Raw genomic sequence first — 16961 nt, forward strand, 5'->3', positions numbered from 1 at the left:
TACGGACTGCGCCCGCTCTGATCCGTGGGGGACAGAGACTACCGGCGCAATAGCAGGCAGGGCAGCGTCAAGCAGCCTTGCATGTGTGTAGTGGAAGAGAAGAGCGCAGTATGAGCAAGCGCCTCGAGAGCAAATATAAAATTAACCGTCGCCTTGGCGTCAACCTGTGGGGCCGTGCAAAGTCTCCGGTTAACCGTCGCGAATACGGTCCTGGCCAGCATGGTCAGCGTCGTAAAGGCAAGCCTTCTGACTTCTCTGTTCAGCTTATGGCTAAGCAGAAGCTGAAGGGCTACTACGGTAACATCAGCGAAAAGCAGTTCCGTCGTTATTATCAGGAAGCCGTTCGTCGCAAAGGCGATACGTCTGAAAACCTGATCAACCTGCTTGAGCGTCGTCTGGATGCGGTTATCTACCGCATGAAGTTCGCCATCACGCCGTTTGCTGCCCGTCAGTTCATCAACCACGGTCACGTGCTGGTGAATGGCCGCAAGATGAACATCCCGTCCTATCTGGTTAAAGATGGCGACGTGATCGAAATCCGCGAAAAGTCCAAGCAGCTTGCTATCGTTCTGGATGCAACGCAGACCACAGAACGCGATGTGCCAGAATACATCGAAGTTGATCACCGCCAGATGAAGGGTACCTTCATCCGTGGTCCGAAGTTCTCTGACGTGCCGTATCCGGTGCAGATGGAACCGAACCTGGTGGTTGAATACTACTCTCGTTAATCGGCGCTTCGGCCCGATTTGTGCAGCGCCGGGTGGAGGGCAACCTCTCAACCCGGCGTTTGCCGTTCTATCCCTGTTATTTAAGCCGGATTGTCCGTTATGTCTGATGCGCCCGTTACCGAACTGAGCACGGAAATTGCCCGCCGCCGTACGTTTGCGATCATCTCGCATCCGGATGCTGGTAAGACCACGCTGACAGAACGGATACTGCGTGCCGGTGGGGCCATTCAGCTTGCAGGGAACGTACGTGCCAAAGGCGAACGCCGCCGCACCCGGTCAGACTGGATGTCAATTGAACGCGACCGCGGGATTTCCGTCGTCAGTTCTGTGATGACGTTTGAATATGGTGGCTGCATTTTCAACTTGCTTGATACGCCGGGACATGAAGACTTTTCGGAAGATACTTACCGCACGCTGACAGCCGTTGATTCGGCCGTCATGGTAATTGACGCGGCCAAGGGCATTGAAGACCGGACACGCAAACTGTTCGAAATCTGCCGCCTGCGCGATATTCCGATTGTGACGTTCATCAATAAGATGGACCGTGAAGCCCAGGATCCGTTTGATCTGCTGGAAGAAGTTGCGTCGTCTCTCGCGCTTGATACATCGCCGGCAACATGGCCCGTAGGGCGTGCCGCAAAATTTGTCGGCACGTATGACCTGCTGACCAAGACTCTGCACACGCAGGAAGACCTGCCACAATCAGACCCACGTATGGTGCAACTTGCTGAAGAGCTTGAACTGGCCGAAGGCGTTTTGCCGCCATTTGACCGTGAAGCCTTCGATGCCGGCCATTTGACGCCCGTCTTCTTTGGCAGCGCCATGAAGGAAATTGGCGTGACTGATTTGCTGGATGCGCTGGTGTCTTTCGGCCCATCCCCGCGTAATCAGGTTGCGGAAAGCCGTACCGTTCAGGCTGACGAACCGGAAATGACGGCGTTGGTTTTCAAAATTCAGGCCAACATGGACCCCAACCATCGGGACCGTATTGCTTTTGCCCGTATCTGCTCTGGTAAGCTGACGCGCGGGATGCGTCTGCATCATACGCGCACGGGCAAGAGTTTTGCCGTGCATACACCGCAGTTCTTTTTTGCGCGTGATCGTCAACTGGCAGAAGAAGCCTTTGCTGGTGACGTGGTAGGGATTCCCAACCATGGCACTCTGCGCATTGGCGACACACTGACTGAAAATGAAAATCTGAGCTTTACGGGTGTGCCGCATTTTGCGCCAGAAATTCTGCGGCGTGTGCGGCTGGATGATGCCATGAAGGCCAAGAAGCTGAAGCAGGCACTCACCCAGCTTGCGGAAGAAGGGGTGGTGCAGTTGTTCCGCCCGCAGGATGGCGCACAGCCGATTGTTGGCGTGGTGGGAACGTTGCAGCTTGATGTGCTTCAGGCGCGTCTGAAAGCTGAATATGGCGTGGCTATTGGTTTTGACTCAACACCCTTCTCGCTTGCCCGGTGGATCACGGGGCCGCGTGATAAAATTGAAGCCTTTGCGCAGGTAAACCGCACCGCAATGGCTGATGATCTGGATGATGATCCGGTTTTTCTGGCAACATCCGCCTTTATGATGCGCCGCACGCAGGAACAGAATCCCGATATTGCGTTCCATGATATCAAGCAGATCGGGATTGAAATTAAGTAACGCGGTTTAAGACACTAAAGGCTCACACAGCCTGTAGCAAAGCGCGGGATGTCGGCAGTAAATCGTCACGGTTTAGCCAACTTTCCCGCTCTGCTTTTGTAACCAAAACAAGTTGATCATATTCCGTATTTCCAGATGCCTGCCATTTCGCTTTTACCTCTGCAAAGCTGAGGCTGGTCTCAAGCTGAATCCCAATATCCAGAATACGTGTGCCCGGATGGCGGGCAATCAGGCTGGGATTACCTACCGTCAAGCTATGGGCCGGTAGGCCAAGTTCTTCTTCTGCTTCAGCCAGAATTTGCTCTGCCAGATCAACCTGCGTGTTCCCATCGTGGCGTCGTTCTATGCTGCCCGCAGGGGGGCTTTGCCAGAAATTGCCTTGGTAAAGAGAGGAAGGGTGCCGTCTTCCCAAAATATAACCGTCGGGTGTTTTGACCAATCCGATAACAGCCAGTGGTTGTAACTTCAGGATAGGAAAAAGAGACGGTTTTTTCATTTGTGCTAAAACAAAACGGTATTCTGTCCAGTGCCCCTGTATTTCTGTGGCAGTAATTTTATCGGCTGAAAAAACGCACCCATTGAAAAGGGCGGGAGATTTTTGCTGCGCGTCTTCCCAAAGCTGGTTGATTTCGGCTTCTCTCTCGGCTGAAGGACGAGAAAGACTATCGCGAACAACTACGCGGCAGGTAGGGGAAAGCGGTAAAATCGGCCACTGGCCAGAAAAACGGGCTATCATGGGGGCAATGATACTGTTTTCAGAATTATATAAAAACACATCTTCAGAGTATGGCTGCACTCTTTTAATGGCTAAAATAACAGTCAAAATAAATCAGACCATAGAACCGATAGAGCGGCATATTTATAAGGATAAATCTACATCGTGAAAGAAATTATAGTCTATATTTTATCTTTACCCAGTAGTCTCTTGCTGTGTGGCGGCATTATTGGCGCGTTAGTAAGTGTTTTTTGCCAAAAAAGAGACGTTTCTTTACGAAGGGTAATAAAAATTCAGGTCGTTTTTCTACTGCTTATTCCCATTTTATTGGTATTTACAATCAACTATACCATGTTGGCGCTGGCTGTTTTATATCCCTACCTCTGTGTATCAGCCATAGCGTTATTCTGGCTGGTTTGGTTGGGATTTCGGTTATTTAGAAAATAAAAATATCAGAAAGACGGAAGACAGGGCCGAAGCCCCATCTTCTGCCAAATACCAAAACTTAGACCAACTGCTGCTTCAGAGCGGCTGTCAGATCTTTGGTAGAAGCGTCACCGCCCAGATCCTTGGTGCGCAGGCCACCATCGGTGATGACCTTCTTGATAGCCAGATCAATGCGGTCTGCCAGATCCTGACGCCCAACATGCTGAAGCATCATGACAGCAGCCAGCAGCAGTGCCAGCGGGTTCGCAATGCCTTTGCCTGCAATGTCAGGTGCGGAACCGTGAACAGCTTCAAACACGGCAGCTTTTTCACCAATGTTTGCACCCGGTGCCATGCCCAGACCGCCAACAAGACCGGCTGTCAGGTCAGACAGAATGTCACCAAACAGGTTGGTGGTCACAATGACATCGAACTGCCACGGGTTGATGACCAACTGCATGGCGCAGGCATCAACAATCCGCTCGTTGAAAGCAACGCGGCCTTTATATTCTTCAGCAACCTTGCGGCCTTCTTCAAGGAACAGGCCGGTCAGCAGTTTCAGAATGTTGGCTTTGTGAACAATGGTAACCGTCTTACGGTTATTCTTGACGGCATATTCGAACGCATATTTTACAATGCGGCGGCATTCAGTGCGGGAGTTGAAGCCGGAGCTGAGTGCAATGCCTTTCGGGTCTTCACCAACCGGAATGTAATGTTCCATGGCGGCGTAGTAGCCTTCAAGATTTTCACGGAACAGAACCAGGTCGATTTTATCGAACTTCCCACCCGGAACAATGGTCTTGGTGGGGCGCAGGTTGGCAAATAGGCCAAATTCCTGACGCAGTGTTACGTTGATTGACTTGAAGCCACCGCCAACCGGTGTGGTCAGCGGGCCTTTGAGAGCCAGACCCGTGCGACGGATGCTCTCGATAGTCTGTTTTGGCAGCGGATCATTGACCGCATCCACCCCGGCCATACCGGCCAACTGACGGTCCCATTCAAACGGGGCACCAACGGCATCAAGGATTTCGATTACCGATTCAACAATTTCAGGACCGATACCATCGCCGGCAATAAGAGTAGTGGGGATGGTTTTGCTGTCTGTCGTCATTCTGGAAGCTCCCTTCACTTCGCAGCTTTTCTGCGCCTGTTCGGCTGGTGACGCGATTCCCAATTGCGTGACCAGTCGCAACTTCGTTTGGAACTCACGCCCTGTTGAGGGGCGCGCACGCGGTTTCCAGCCATTTTTTGGCTTCTGATGGCAAATGAGGGCCAATCAGGGCCAAGATTTGTGCATGGTAGGCATCAAGTATTGCGGTGTCTTCAGGGCCGAGAATCCTGAGATCAATCAAGCGACGGTCAAACGGGGCCAGAGTCAGCGTTTCAAATCCGTAGCCTGCCCGTGTTGTCTCGGTTGCTGGATGGGCTTCAACCAGAACCAGCGTTTCCAGACGGATGCCGTAGGCCCCGGGCTCATAATAACCGGGCTCGTTTGACAGGATCATGCCTGATTGCAGCGCAATGGGATTCGCCACTTTGGAAATACGGGCAGGGCCTTCATGCACGGATAAAAAGCTGCCAACGCCGTGGCCTGTGCCGTGGTCGTAATCAAGTCCGGCCTGCCACAAATCGAAACGGGCCAGTGCGTCAAGCGCTTGGCCCGTTGTGCCTTCAGGGAAGCGCGCCCGCCCCAGACGCAAATTGCCTTTTAGAACACGCGTGAATGTTTCTTTCAGTCGGGCTGGCGGGGAGTCTGGCCCGGTCCAGACCGTGCGGGTTACGTCAGTTGTGCCTTCGGGGTACTGGCCGCCGCTATCAATCAGATAGACTTCGTTAGGGTTCAGCTTACGGTCTGTTTCAGGCGTGACCCGGTAGTGAATGATGGCTCCGTTCGGCCCAGCCCCGGAAATGGCAGGGAAAGATTCCCCACGATAATCAGGCTGAGCAGCCCTGAAAGCATCAAGCCGCGCTGCCGCAGCAAGTTCTGTGGTGCCTTGTCCATCCGAATCGAGCCAGTGCAGAAACTGGCACAGGGCAATACCGTCTTTCAGGTGAGCTTTGCGAGTGCCAGCCTGTTCTGTAGCGTTTTTGCAGGCTTTGGGCAGCAGGCAGGGGTCGGGGCTTTCTGTCACCGTCGCGCCATGTCGGACAAGCGTTTCGGCAAACCACACGGCATTTGTCGCTGGGTCTACACTAACGCTTTTGCCTGAAAGTGTCGCAAGGACAGATTCAAGGTCTTCAGGGTCATGCACACGGACGTCTGGCCCCAGCCAGTCCCGCACATCGGCCGGTAATTTGCTGGCCTGTAAGAACAGGTCAACCGTTGCGTCATCATGCAGCACCGCAAAAGCCAGCACGATGGGCATGCACGGAATGTCCGTACCGCGAATGTTCAGAAGCCATGCGACAGAAGCAGAATCACTCAACACAGCAGCAGCTTGCCCCGACTGCGCAAGTGTATGCGCTAACCGGGAGCGTTTGCTCACTGAGTCTTCCCCTGCATATTCAAGCGGATGAATGGTGGCCGGTGCTGACGGAAATGCAGGGCGGTCAGACCATAGTTGGTCAATCAGGTTGCGGTCAGTCGGAACAAGAGAAAAAGTACCAGACTGTTTCTGAAAGGGGCGGAGTTCCGCGCTGCTCATGATACGCGGGTCATACCCAATACGGCTACCGGGCTTGGCATGGCTGGCCAGCCATGTGGCGGGCGGAGTCTGGAAGATATGCAGGCGGTCCCAGCAGATGTTATCGACTTCCTGATCCATCTGGGTGATGTAGCGCCCGTCAGAAAACACAGCCGCCGTGTCTGATAGTGCAATGGCTATGCCCGCGCTGCCGGAAAAATTGGTCAGCCAGTCAAGCCGTTCCGCACAGGCAGGCGTGTATTCGCCCAGAAATTCATCACTATGTGGGATGATCAGACCATCCAGCCCTTCCTGCGTGAGGAGGCTCCGAAGAGCATTCAGACGAGTGGCGGAAGGGGAAGACATGAGCAACCTCGTGCAGCAGGCGGTGAGCAGGAAAAACAGTCAGGCCCGCATCGGAATACAGACCTGACAGAGCATTACGTTTATGCCGGGTTAAAGGGGCGGCGCAGAACCAGTGTGGCCCAGTCACCTTCGTGGAACACATACTCCAGCACCAATCCCTGGCGGCGATGTGCGGCCAGAACCATCCTGATCTGGGTGCGGAGCAGCCCTGCCAGAATAACCGTGCCGCCGGGGGCCAGATTTTGCGCAAGGTCTTTGGCCATCAGGCAAAGTGGGCGTGCCAGAATATTGGCAAAAACCAGATCATAGGGCGCTTTGTGCCGAATTTCCGGCGTTTGCCAGCCATTGCCCAGACGGCAGATCAGTGACCGGCTCAACCCGTTGCGTTTGGCGTTTTCGGCAGAGACCCGCACGGACCACGGCTCGATATCCACAGCCAGCACTTTCTGGTGCAGCAACGCGGCGGCCGCCATGGCCAGAATGCCAGAGCCGCACCCCAGATCAAGAATCCGGCGCGGTTTACGGTAAGCAATGCGTTCCAGTGCGCGCAGGCAGCCACGGGTTGATCCATGTTCGCCCGAGCCAAAGGCCACACCGGCATCCAGCGTCAGCACAATGCGTGTGGGGTTGGGCGTATCGGGCAGATGGGTGCCGCGCACGACAAAATGCTGGCCGACTGCCTGTTCAGGGAAAGACTCATACGTCCGGGCCAGCCAGCCTTCGGCTTCCGTCGCATTTCGGTCTAGTGGGGCACTGACGCCGCTGGTCAGTTCTGCCAGTGTCAGGGCGAGTGCCAGGTCATCATCCCGGTGGCCAACGTCTTTTACACCTTCCACCCGCCATAATGTGCCTTCGGGGTTGGCTTCAAAAATGCCAACAGTGGTGCAGACGCTGCCAATGGCGCTTTCATAAGCTTCGACCGCCGCTTCAGGAACAGTGACAGTGACCGTTTCCAGAGCGGTAGCGTGTCTGCGGGGAGGAGCAGCCATTAAAGTTTCTCTATGAAGGAGGATAAAAGACGCTTGGTGTCGCCACTTTCAAAGACGACCTCAAGATGGTGCCGGTCTGCACCGATAATAATGCCCGTGCCAAAACGTGGGTGGCGCACATGGTCACCCAGCTGGAACGAAACGGCGTTCTGTTCTGCCAGCAGCGGGTCTTGCCGTCTGCGGCTGGTCAGGGGCTGGCCGCTTTCAAACACAGAATCAGACAGGTTTAGCCCCCGGCGCTGGGTGCCGCCTTCAGTGTGGCGGTTTACGTGCTCGTCTGGCAGTTCGTCCAGAAAGCGGCTGGGCATGGAGGGCTGCCAGTTGGCATAGATGCGGCGGCTGCCTGCATGGTAAATCAGCGCATGTTTACGGGCACGGGTAATGCCCACATAGGCCAGACGCCGTTCTTCCTCCAGCCCTTTCAGGCCGCCTTCATCCAGCGTCCGCTGTGATGGAAAAACGCCTTCCTCCCACCCCGGAAGGAAAACGATGTCAAACTCCAGCCCCTTGGCCCCATGCAGCGTCATCAGGGATAGTTTGGCGTCGCCCGCGTTTTCGTCATGCTCCATAACCAGAGCAACATGCTCAAGGAACTCGCCAAGGGTGCCGAAGTCAGCAAGTGCGCGGACCAGTTCTTTCAGGTTTTCTAACCGGCCCGGTGCCTCTGGTGAGCGGTCATTGCGCCACATTTCCAGATAGCCGCTTTCTTCCAGCAGATGCTCAACCGCCACAACATGGCCTTCACGGGCCAGAATATCCCGGGTGGTGGCCAGCACGTCTATCAGCTTGGCAACCTGATCGGCCATTTTACCTTTTACACCCCCCTCGGTCAGCAGTGCCTGAGTGCCAGCGGCCAGCGGTACCGTTCTGCTGCGGGCAGCGGCATGAAATTTCTGGAGTGCCGCCGGACCGACACCGCGTTTGGGCGTGTTGATAATCCGTTCGAACGCCAGATCATCCGCGGGTTGGTGCACGGCACGCATATAAGCCAGTGCGTCACGGATTTCAGCCCGTTCATAAAAACGTACGCCGCCAACAATGCGGTAGGGCAGGCCGGTTTGCACCAATCGTTCTTCAAATGCGCGGGTCTGAAACCCGGCCCGCACCAGAATGGCCATTTCGGCCAGAGAATGCCCCTGTGCCCGGAATTTTTCAGCGGCGTCACATACAGCGCGCGCTTCAGCATCTGAATCCCACACGCCAGTGACACTGACTTTTTCCCCGCTGGCATCTTCCTTGCCCGAGCGGAGTGTTTTCCCCAGTCGTTCCCCATTATGGGCAATCAGCCCGGCTGCTACGCCCAGAATATGTTGGGTTGAGCGATAATTTCGCTCCAGCCGGACAATTTCAGCGCCGGGGAAGTCTTTTTCAAAGCGGAGAATGTTCTCCACTTCCGCCCCGCGCCAGGAATAGATGGACTGGTCATCATCCCCCACACAGCAGATGTTTGAAGGAAAGCCGTTTCGTTTCGCCAGTAGGCGCAGCCACAGATACTGAACCGTGTTGGTGTCCTGATATTCATCCACCAGAATATAGCGAAACAGGCGATGATACTGGTCAAGCACATCTGCTCTGGTGCGCAGAATTTCCGTGACATGCAGCATCAGGTCACCAAAATCGCAGGCGTTTAGCTGACGCAGACGGGTCTGGTAGGCTGCATAGATGGCGCGGGCGTGACCTTCCGCAAAATCAGACTCCTCGGCGTCTGTTACGCGCTCCGGGGTCAGACCACGATCTTTCCAGCGTTGAATGACACCCATCAGGCCCGGGGCTGGCCAGCGTTTGGTGTCGATACGCCACGGCTCCATCACCTGCTTCAGCAGGCGGATCTGGTCGTCAGTGTCCAGAATCGTGAAGCTGTTGGTCAGCCCCACATATTCGGCATGGCGGCGCAGCATCCGGGCACACAGCGCGTGAAAAGTCCCCAGCCAGAGGCCTTCTGCCGGTTCGCCTAGAATAAAGCTTATCCGCTCCCGCATTTCACGGGCGGCTTTGTTGGTGAAGGTTACGGCCAGAATCTGCCAGGGCTTGGCACGGCCTGTCAGCAGAATATGGGCAAAACGGGTGGTCAGCACCCGCGTCTTGCCTGTGCCAGCCCCTGCCAGCACCAGCAAAGGGCCGTCGGTTGTTTCGATGGCGGCCCGCTGTTCCGGGTTCAGGCGGGCCAGATAAGACTCGCCTTCACCCGAGGGTGATGAAAAAAGCGGAGAGGAGGGGTGTTCTGACGTATTCACTTGACCCTTATATAGTCTTGCACGCCTAAGGCCAATCGGAGCAATGGAATGGACGGCCCGTTGAGAGAAGAAAAACGAGCTCGGCCCGAGGCCCGGAAAGCACCGATTTTTCCAAGTACAGGGCCATCTGGCCATAGGCAGCGTATGCGGTGGCGTGTGTTGCAACGTGGCGCGTCTTCGCTGGCGGATTACGAAATTCTGGAAATGCTGCTGTTTCCCGGTGTGCCTCGCCGCGATACCAAGCCGCTAGCCAAGGCCTTGCTCAACCATTTCGGGTCTCTGGCAGCGGTATTGGGGGCATCGGAAGACGCACTGCGTGCTGCGGGCGTTGGCCCTGCGAACTGCAAGCTGCTGGGGCTGGTGCCTTCTATTGCTGACCGGATGGGCACCCCTGACTCGGTATGCCGCACAGATATCGGAAGTTGGGACAATCTGCTGGCCTACTGCGATACGCACTATGCTGGGCTGCCAGCCGGTAGCCTGCGTGTCCTGTTTCTGGATAGTCGGAACCAGTTGCTGGAAGATGAAGCTGTGCCTGCGGATGGGCTGACAGCAGAGTCTGCTCGGGGCCAGATGGTGTCACCGGCATTGGAAAAGGCCCAGCAGGATAGTCCTGTGCGACAGGCTGTTGCCGGGATATTGCAGCGCGCGCTGGCCCTGCATGCATCCGCTCTCATTACGGTGCGACTAGCGGAGCCGTCGTTTACTCCTGACCGGCAGATGGCGGCAGATAGTCTTTTTGTTCAGGCTCTTCTTAAAAATGCGCCCTTACTGACGGTTGAACTGCATGACCATCTAGTGCTTCAGAACGGCGCATGGCGCAGTTTCCGACTTGTGGGGCAAGATTGGTGAGCAAACCCGTCTCATCCAGAAAAGATGTCGCAAAGCGGCAGGCGGTTTCGACCAATCCTAACGGCTTTGCGGATATGGGGCAGAAGCTGAAGACAATGCTGCCCGCCGTATCCGCGCAACTGGAGCAATTGTTTCAAAATACGCCTAAAAGCGACAAAACTGAAACGCAGGCTATTTCTGACCCAGACCTGCTGACAGGGTTAATTACCGTCATAAAGCCACGGCAGGAAAAGCCCGACGCTGTTGCTGCGGCTTTGCTCAAACGGTTTGGTTCCTTGGCTGGCGTGATAAGTGCGCCGCCCGAAACACTTCTGGCCGCTACAGATAATGATGCATTGTTGGCGGTCTATTTTCAGCTTGTTCATGAAGCAGCAGTCAGGCTGCATCGGGCGCGCGTAAAACAGGCTGGTGTCTTGGCGGATAAGGAGCAGCTTTACCGGTATTTACGCGCCATTTTGTCGCAAGAGTCAGTAGAGCAGGTGAGGGTTCTGTTTCTGGATGAAGCACATACGCTGCTGGCTGATGAAATGCAGAGTCGCGGTACGGTCGATCACACACCGATTTATCCAAGGGAAGTTGTGCGCCGCGCGCTGGAACTAAAGGCCCACTATTTGGTACTGGTGCATAACCACCCAAGCGGTGATCCATCACCGTCACAGGATGATGTCACCATGACGCACCACATTGTGCAGGCGGCGGATATTATGGGCATAACCGTTTGGGACCACGTCATTGTCGGTGGTCAGAAATTATGTAGTTTGAAAGAAGAAGGACTTTTTTAAGCCCTTCTTCTTGATGGCAGTCGTGACTGCTTTTGTTAGGGTGCAGTAATTTCTTCTTCGGCGATTTCTGGGGAAGCCAGAGGGCCGAGAGCATCCTGAATACCGAGTTTTCCCGGCAGGCTGCCATACGGGAAAATCATGTTCACATGCCCCATTTTACGGCCCGGCCGAGCGTCTTCCTTCCCATAAAGGTGGGGCAACAACGTTGGGGCCGCAATAATCTGCGGCCAGAGTGCAATATCGTCCGGGCCGATCAGATTTTTCATGACGGCATCTGAATGGCGGATAGTAGGGGGCAGCGGCATACCTGCAACAGCCCGAATATGCATTTCAAACTGGTCAACCGGGCAGGCATCCATCGTCCAGTGCCCCGAATTGTGTGGGCGTGGAGCAATCTCGTTCACCAGCAGCACCCCGGATTGATCTAGGAACATTTCCACACCCAGAATACCAACCAGATCAAGCTTTTCAGCAATCGAGACGGCGAGAGCCTGCGCACGGGCGGAGATACTGGGCTCAACAGGGGCAGGGGCCAGAGTAAGGTCAAGAATCCCGTCCCGGTGTTCATTCATGCCGGGGTCGAAGCATCGCACCGTGCCATCAACACCGCGTACCACCATGACGCTAAGTTCACAGGCAAAGCTGACCATACCTTCCGCCACAAGCGGATGCGGAGCCAGCGCATGAAAAGCGTCTTCCAGTTCATCCAGATGATGAATGCGGCGTTGGCCTTTGCCGTCATAGCCATTACGCGTGGTTTTCAGGATAAAAGGCAGGCCAAGTTTTTTTGCCGCATTATGCAGGGAAGAAAGGTCCGTTACGGCATGCCATGGGGCCAGCGGAATATCGTTGTCCGTAAAAAACGTCTTTTCAGCCAGTCTGTCCTGACTGATGCGTAAAATATGCCCCGAGGGCCGCACCGGGCAGTATTGAGACAGACAATCCATGGCATCGGCGCTGATGTTTTCGAATTCAAACGTCACGACATCGACGGTGCGGGCAAAGGCGTCCAGTGCCTGTAGATCATCATAGGCACCCAATGTCACACCGTGGGATACCTGCGCGCCGGGGCTATTCGGGTCTTTGGTCAGAATCTGGGTGCGGAAGCCTAGCTTGGCGGCAGCCATAGCGGACATGCGGCCAAGCTGACCGCCCCCGACAATGCCGATAACGGCGTTAGGCCCAAGAACCGAAGTGGTGGAGGATTTCGACGTCATTCTGCGTCAGTCATTGGTGAGTTAGCAACAGATGCCGTTTGCAAAGCGCGCCATGCTTCCAGCCGGGCAGCCAGTTCTGGTTCCTGCAATGCCAGAATGGCGGCAGCCAACAGCGCCGCATTTTTGGCACCGGAAGAACCAATGGCCAGCGTACCTACAGGCACGCCGCCAGGCATCTGCACGATTGAAAGCAGGCTATCCATGCCTTTCAGGGCGCGTGATTCAACCGGAACGCCCAGAACAGGCAGACGCGTCCATGCAGCGCACATACCGGGCAAATGGGCTGCCCCACCAGCACCGGCAATAATGACAGACAAACCCCGCCCAGCAGCACTTTTGGCATAGTCTGCCAGTCGGTCTGGCGTACGGTGCGCAGACACGATCAGCGTTTCGTGGGGAATTTCAAGGTCTGTCAGCAGGGCATCTGCATGACGCATGGTTTCCCAATCTGACTGACTGCCCATGATAATGCCCACTTTGGGGGCAGAGGTATCAGTCTGGGCTGTGGAGGCGGGCAGGGGGGCAGTTTCGCTCACGGTTAGGCTGTATCCAGTGTTGAAAAACGGTCAGGCAATATCGTCGGGGATCAGATGGCTTTCAAGCCATGCAATACGGTCACGAAGCAACAGTTTTCGCTTCTTTAACCGTTGAAGGTGCAGTTGATCGGTCTGGGTGCTCTCTTGGGTCAGTCGGCTGATGATTGTATCCAGATCACGATGTTCACTACGTAGTTCGTGCAGTTGGCCAAGCAGTGAATCGCGGTCTTTCAGCATGGTGATGTGTCTCCGGCGTGACGAATCATGCGACGATAATCAGATGAGGAAGGGGTTTCCTGCTCGAAAGATATAGTTTTGCGCATGTCAGGGACGGACACCAGCGGCAAAGATTAAAAATACAGACATGAATGCTACGCATGGCTCGGCTGCGTGGATTATTAAAAAAACATGAAAAAAACATGGAAGCCTGCGTTACGGTATTATGACCATCAACCGAATGGAGGCAGCGATGACGCTCCTGTCGAGAATTGAAAGTCTAAAATCTCGCCACTCACGGATTGATCAGCAGATTTCTGCGGAAGGGGGCCGACCCCGACCAGATGAGCGTGTTCTCATCACCCTCAAGCTTCAAAAACTCAGGCTAAAGGAAGAGATAGAACGTCTCTCGTCGTGACCATATGACGGGAAAAGATTTTTACAGCCATTCACTGTGGTGCATCTTCTTCCCATAGCCTGCCAGGAAAGATACCGGCATAAAAAGGGGGAGGCTAAGTGCCACCCCCTTTAATTTTTTTAGTCTTCCACGCTTGGTGATGTGTGCTCTGGCGCATCTTCAAGCAAAGCTGCTGGCGGCTGAGGAATTTCCTGGCCTTCGCGTTCCAGACGCAGTGTTGCAGCGGTTACAGCTGCATTCAGGTCTGTCTGGCTGCACAAGCCAATAGTCACCGGATCACGCGGTTTAATGTTGGGTGAGTTCCAGTGCTGCTTGTTCCGCACCTTGGCGATAGTATCCTTGGTGGTGCCCAGCAGTTTGACAATTTCCTGATCACCCAGCTGTGGGAAGTTACGCAGCAGGAAGGCAATCCCATCCGGACGATCATGACGTTTAGCCACAGGCGTATAACGTGCGCCTTTGGAGCGACGTTTGACAGGGTTGCCAGAGCTAAGAATTTTCAGTTTGGCGTCAGGGTTGGCTTCGCACCGGCTGATTTCTTCCTGTGTCAGCTGACGGTTGGCAACAGGGTCGTACCCAACAATCCCCTGTGCAACTTCACCATCTGCAATGGCTTGCACTTCCAAAGGGTGCATCCCGCAGAATTCAGCAATCTGGGTAAAGCTGAGAGCTGTCTTTTCAATCAACCACACGGCGGTGGCCTTCGGCATCAGCGGTAGGGTCGTCATCGGTTCCATCCTGTCGTCGGGCGGCGCTTGCGCAGGCACCGGAGAAAGTGACGGTTCGGAAACTTCCGAAGGCCCGCGTGCCTGCCGGCGCGCATTAGTTGGCGACGATATGGGGGGAGGGCCCCGCATAGGTCAAGCAGCAAATGCACGAATATAAAAAAGGAGGAGCAGAAGCCCCTCCTTTTCCGTCAAAATAACACTGCCAATTTACGCGGCAGCCGCGGGAAGGTCGGGATGTGACGGCGTTCCGCGTGCTTCAGAAGAGACAGCGACTGTGCTGGATGCATAGTTCGGAACAGACGGACCAGATTGTACCGGAATACGACGAGGCTTGAGGGCCTCTGGCATAATCTGACGGACGGCAATGCGTAGCAGCCCGTTGTTCATGTCGGCACCGGTGACTTCGACATGGTCAGCCAAGGCAAAACGGCGTTCGAATGCGCGCCGTGCGATACCGCGATGAAGGATTTCTCCTTCATTTTGTGGTTCGCTTACACGACCGGACACAACCAACGTGTTGTCCTGAACCACCAGTTCAATATCATCTGATCCAAATCCTGCTACGGCCATAGTCAGGGCATAGCTGTCATTGCCTGTTTTCGCGATGTCATAGGGGGGATAGCTGGGGGTCGCGGTGTTTCGTGCAGCCGTATCCATCACCTGTGCCAAGCGGTCAAAGCCAATAGCGGTACGGAACAGCGGTGCAAAATCATAACTCATGAGAAAAACCTCCTCGTTCAGCAAGGTCATGCCAGCAGGATAAGCCCCCTTACGGCGGGCACGCTGGCGATAATCAGATAAGAGGAAAGCCCCGTTTCGGGCACTTTCTTCAACGCTAAACGTGGAAAACCCCGCCTCCTGATTCAAGAGGCGGGGTTCCAGATTTTTCATACAGCCTAAAAAGCGGCGTATTACTTGGAGCGTGTGCCGATACCAGCAAAGCGCTTGTTGAACTTTGCCACCTGGCCCCCGGTGTCGAGCATGCGCTGCACGCCTGTCCATGCCGGATGAGACTTCGTGTCTACGTCCAGACGCAGCGTATCGCCGGGTTTGCCGTAGCAAGACCGCGTCTGGTATTCGGTGCCATCGGTCATGATGACAGTGATTTCGTGGTAGTCAGGGTGAATGCCGGGTTTCATGATGGATCTTTCAGTTCAAACAAAGCTGTCCCGATGCCGACCGGGCTCGCGTGCGAGTGCATATACCTATCTGTGCGTCAGGGATCAACAACTACCGGCGCAAGAATCCTTCAACAGGCAGTTTACAGTGCGTTTTCTGACAGACTGTGTTGCAGAATTGTAAAGAAGCATCTTATCGCGACGGAAAATAACCACACTCCGTCTTTTATCTTGTGGAGTACCACGCAAAATTGGTACAGGCAGGTATTATTTTAGAAATGAAGGAAAGCGTTCTGTATGGCTGACATTAAATCTCGGGTGCATGCTCCCGGCTGGGTGGGCGAGTTCCGCGCCTTTATTATGCGTGGCAATGTGGTTGATCTGGCCGTCGGTGTTATCATCGGTGCTGCGTTCACCTCTATTGTGAACAGCCTGGTGAAAGATATCTTCAACCCGATTATCGGGCTGCTGATTGGCGGGATTGATTTTTCCAACCTGTTTGTCACCCTGAAGGGCCCACATCTGGCAACGCTAGCGGAAGCCCAGAAAGCAGGTGCTGTGACCATTAACATTGGTCTGTTTGTGAATGCGGTCATTCAGTTCCTGATTGTCGGTCTGGTTATCTTCTGGACAGTCAAAGCACTGACCCGCATGCATGTGCGCGAAGACGCCGCTCCGGCCGAACCACCAGCCCCCACAAAGACAGAACTGCTGCTCGAACAAATCCGTGACGAACTGGCAGCCCGCAAGGTTTAATTGCTGATTGTCGGCTGACAGTCTGAATGGTTGTTTTCGGAAAGGCGGATGTGAGGTAGGCTACATTTTATGAAGCAACCAGCATCTGCTTTTCCGTTTCTTTTGCGCCGTTTCTGCGGCCTATGTTGCACCATGGTGGGCATGAGCCTGTTGGCTGGGTGCCACACCTCTATGACAACAGTCAAAATAACTCCCACACCAACCACGCTACTATATAGCTATATCATCGCCCACGGTATGGTACGGGGAAGGGTAATGTCAGGCGACCTTGCGCCACAGGACGTTATTCGACTGGCTCAAGCCGATCAGATGGCGTTGCTGAGTGTGCTGAGGGTAGAGCAGGATCCTTCATATGAGAATATTAAGTATGCTAAGAGGATTAGCGAGAATTTCATTGGGTTAATTCAAAGAGGAGGGTTCTAAAAGCGCCATGGTTTGAGGCCCTCTCTGTGATTCCATTTCTTCGGTTTTTATTGGAGGAATGGAGATATAAAGCAGTTTAATTTTTTTTATGTGAGTGAGCGTCGTGTGGTGCGACTGATACAAGCCAACGGTATTCGTCTTTAATCTGGTTCGTAACCTGCTGCTGTAAAGAAACTGGCGCGTTGG

General features: G+C 54.5%; 17 protein-coding genes. 6 read left to right on the top strand and 11 right to left on the bottom strand.

From position 1 onward, the window contains the following. Window positions 1-110 precede the first annotated feature (110 nt). Together rpsD and Abin_RS01120 are read left to right on the top strand one after the other, a co-directional pair. A complete protein-coding gene (rpsD, locus tag Abin_RS01115) occupies window positions 111-728 on the top strand; it encodes a 30S ribosomal protein S4 (protein WP_048844527.1) in 618 nt (205 codons plus the stop codon). A gap of 99 nt (window positions 729-827) precedes the next feature. Continuing rightward, window positions 828-2375 (top strand): peptide chain release factor 3, encoded by a 1548-nt coding sequence (locus tag Abin_RS01120; RefSeq protein WP_048844528.1) that lies wholly within the window; start codon window positions 828-830, stop codon window positions 2373-2375. Between the two features lie 22 nt (window positions 2376-2397). On the opposite strand, the gene Abin_RS01125 is transcribed toward Abin_RS01120, so the two are convergent. The 5 genes from Abin_RS01125 to Abin_RS01145 all read right to left on the bottom strand — a co-directional run bounded on the left by Abin_RS01125 (window position 2398) and on the right by Abin_RS01145 (window position 9729). After that, window positions 2398-3111, bottom strand: coding sequence for a hypothetical protein (locus Abin_RS01125; RefSeq protein WP_048844544.1), 714 nt, complete (start codon window positions 3109-3111; stop codon window positions 2398-2400). Window positions 3112-3595: 484 nt separating this feature from the next. Continuing rightward, on the bottom strand, window positions 3596-4627 hold the full coding sequence (locus Abin_RS01130) for an isocitrate/isopropylmalate dehydrogenase family protein (protein WP_048844529.1): 1032 nt from the start codon (window positions 4625-4627) through the stop codon (window positions 3596-3598). Window positions 4628-4721: 94 nt separating this feature from the next. After that, entirely contained in the window at window positions 4722-6506 is a 1785-nt protein-coding gene (locus Abin_RS01135) for an aminopeptidase P family protein (RefSeq protein ID WP_048844530.1), read from the bottom strand. Between the two features lie 80 nt (window positions 6507-6586). Beyond that, complete coding sequence (locus Abin_RS01140) at window positions 6587-7495, bottom strand: 50S ribosomal protein L11 methyltransferase (protein WP_048844531.1); 909 nt, start codon at window positions 7493-7495, stop codon at window positions 6587-6589. After that, window positions 7495-9729: an ATP-dependent helicase gene (locus Abin_RS01145; RefSeq protein ID WP_048844532.1), complete on the bottom strand. Its 2235-nt coding sequence runs from the start codon at window positions 9727-9729 to the stop codon at window positions 7495-7497. Before Abin_RS01145 ends, Abin_RS01140 begins: the two co-directional genes overlap by 1 nt. 144 nt (window positions 9730-9873) lie before the next feature. Here Abin_RS01145 and Abin_RS01150 point away from each other — a divergent pair, with 144 nt between their 5' ends. Further along, a complete protein-coding gene (locus tag Abin_RS01150) occupies window positions 9874-10581 on the top strand; it encodes a JAB domain-containing protein (RefSeq protein WP_258027414.1) in 708 nt (235 codons plus the stop codon). Further along, window positions 10578-11363: a JAB domain-containing protein gene (locus Abin_RS01155; protein WP_255319394.1), complete on the top strand. Its 786-nt coding sequence runs from the start codon at window positions 10578-10580 to the stop codon at window positions 11361-11363. The genes Abin_RS01150 and Abin_RS01155 overlap by 4 nt, the downstream gene beginning before the upstream one ends. Window positions 11364-11398: 35 nt before the next feature. Here Abin_RS01155 and Abin_RS01160 read toward each other — a convergent pair whose 3' ends face one another. Genes Abin_RS01160 through Abin_RS01170 form a run of 3 tightly spaced genes read right to left on the bottom strand, consistent with a single transcriptional unit; the run spans window position 11399 to window position 13353 of the window. Then, window positions 11399-12580 (bottom strand): 5-(carboxyamino)imidazole ribonucleotide synthase, encoded by a 1182-nt coding sequence (locus Abin_RS01160; RefSeq protein ID WP_048844534.1) that lies wholly within the window; start codon window positions 12578-12580, stop codon window positions 11399-11401. Further along, window positions 12577-13116, bottom strand: coding sequence for a 5-(carboxyamino)imidazole ribonucleotide mutase (gene purE, locus Abin_RS01165; RefSeq protein ID WP_084593370.1), 540 nt, complete (start codon window positions 13114-13116; stop codon window positions 12577-12579). Before purE ends, Abin_RS01160 begins: the two co-directional genes overlap by 4 nt. 30 nt (window positions 13117-13146) lie before the next feature. Further along, window positions 13147-13353 carry a YdcH family protein gene (locus Abin_RS01170; RefSeq protein WP_048844535.1) on the bottom strand — a complete coding sequence of 69 codons (207 nt, stop codon included), beginning with the start codon at window positions 13351-13353 and terminating at the stop codon, window positions 13147-13149. A 232-nt stretch (window positions 13354-13585) separates the two neighbouring features. Between Abin_RS01170 and Abin_RS01175 the strand changes: the two genes are divergently transcribed. Then, the gene (locus Abin_RS01175) at window positions 13586-13750 is read left to right on the top strand and encodes a YdcH family protein (protein ID WP_084593373.1); all 165 of its coding nucleotides are present in this window, start codon (window positions 13586-13588) and stop codon (window positions 13748-13750) included. Between the two features lie 119 nt (window positions 13751-13869). Here the strand turns inward: Abin_RS01175 and Abin_RS01180 are convergent, their stop codons facing one another. The 3 genes from Abin_RS01180 to rpmE form a co-directional block, all read right to left on the bottom strand. Next, window positions 13870-14478, bottom strand: coding sequence for a DUF1013 domain-containing protein (locus tag Abin_RS01180; protein WP_048844537.1), 609 nt, complete (start codon window positions 14476-14478; stop codon window positions 13870-13872). Window positions 14479-14685: 207 nt separating this feature from the next. Further along, window positions 14686-15198 carry an Hsp20 family protein gene (locus tag Abin_RS01185; protein ID WP_048844547.1) on the bottom strand — a complete coding sequence of 171 codons (513 nt, stop codon included), beginning with the start codon at window positions 15196-15198 and terminating at the stop codon, window positions 14686-14688. A 191-nt stretch (window positions 15199-15389) separates the two neighbouring features. Then, complete coding sequence (gene rpmE, locus Abin_RS01190) at window positions 15390-15617, bottom strand: 50S ribosomal protein L31 (RefSeq protein ID WP_048844538.1); 228 nt, start codon at window positions 15615-15617, stop codon at window positions 15390-15392. A 276-nt stretch (window positions 15618-15893) separates the two neighbouring features. Between rpmE and mscL the strand changes: the two genes are divergently transcribed. Next, window positions 15894-16352: a large conductance mechanosensitive channel protein MscL gene (gene mscL, locus Abin_RS01195; protein WP_048844539.1), complete on the top strand. Its 459-nt coding sequence runs from the start codon at window positions 15894-15896 to the stop codon at window positions 16350-16352. Window positions 16353-16961: the final 609 nt, after the last annotated feature.

Source organism: Acetobacter indonesiensis, assembly GCF_000963945.1.
GTDB lineage: Bacteria > Pseudomonadota > Alphaproteobacteria > Acetobacterales > Acetobacteraceae > Acetobacter > Acetobacter indonesiensis.